This is a genomic window from Mycobacterium sp. E787 (assembly GCF_001668725.1).
Taxonomy (GTDB): domain Bacteria; phylum Actinomycetota; class Actinomycetes; order Mycobacteriales; family Mycobacteriaceae; genus Mycobacterium.
Genome location: NZ_LZKL01000011.1, coordinates 1 through 1169, shown reverse-complemented (window position 1 = coordinate 1169; position 1169 = coordinate 1). Strand labels below are relative to the sequence as shown.

Genomic DNA, 1169 nt, shown 5'->3' with positions numbered 1-1169 from the left:
CCGAGCCCAACTGGGTGGCCACCGCCGCGGCCACACCTCGATAGCCGACCATCGCCGACACGTCCTGGGCCCACATCGCCTCGTAGTCGGATTCCACAGCCGCAATCGCGGGAGCGTTGAAACCGAACAGGTTGGAGTTCACCAACGACACCAGTTTGGAGCGATTGGCCGACACCACCACCGGATGCACCGTCGCCGCCAACGCCGACTCAAACGCACCGGCCACCGCTTTGGCCTGCGCGGCCGCACTCGCAGCTTGAGACGCCGCCGAGGTCAACCACGCCGAATACGGAACGGCTGCGGCGGCCATCGCCGCGGATGCAGGACCCTGCCACGCGTGACCAGCCAACGCCGAGGTCACCGAGGAAAACGATCCCGCGGCCGCACTCAACTCATCGGCCAGCCCGTCCCACGCCGCAGCGGCCGCCAACATTGGCGCTGACCCGGCACCGGAGAACATCCGGGACGAATTGATCTCCGGCGGGAGCACCAAAAAGCTCATGACCGCGGTCCCTTCTCAGCAGCGAGCCCCGGGAGCCAAAGTGTGCCTTCGCTCGGGTTCACACGCAACCGCGACTGCGAGCGCTTGATCCCTGCGGTCCGGTCCGCAACGATCGTGCGGCGGCCGGGATTGGATTCCCGCCTAACGGGGTATGGGGCAGGCCGGAGAATGTACGTTGCTCCAGTGGCTGCTGAAGGTCTGATCAACGACGATCGAGGGGAGCAGTGATGAACTTTTCGGTGTTTCCGCCCGAGGTCAACTCGGTGCTCCTGCTTGATGGGCCGGGCCCGGGGCCGATGCTGGAGGCGGCGGCGGCCTGGGACGGGATCCGCAGTGAGTTGAGCGCGGCGGCAAGCGCATTCAGCTCCGTGACCTCGGACCTGGCCGGGCAGGCCTGGCAGGGCCCGTCGGCGGCGTCCATGACCAACGCGGCCGCCGGGTACGTGGACTGGCTGGGCGGGGCGGCCGCGCAAGCCGAGCAGTCGGCGGCCCAGGCGCGGGCGGCGGCCGTCGCCTACGAGGCCGCGCTGGCGACCATCGTGGACCCCGGGTCGATCACGGCCAATCGCGGCCAGCTGGTGTCGCTGGTGATGTCGAACCTGTTCGGCCAGAACGCGCCGGCGATCGCGGCGGCCGAGGCCGAATACGAGCAGATGTGGGCCCAGGA

General features: G+C 68.8%; 2 protein-coding genes. One reads left to right on the top strand and one right to left on the bottom strand.

What is annotated here, in order from left to right; translation table 11 throughout:
• On the bottom strand, positions 1 to 502 hold a 502-nt coding region (locus tag A5705_RS00600; RefSeq protein ID WP_156762982.1), incomplete at its 3' end, for a PPE family protein.
• Between the two features lie 227 nt (positions 503 to 729).
• On the opposite strand from A5705_RS00600, the gene A5705_RS00595 reads away from it, so the two are divergent.
• Positions 730 to 1169, top strand: a 440-nt coding sequence (locus A5705_RS00595; protein WP_231982340.1) for a PPE family protein, incomplete at its 3' end; no start/stop codon positions are given.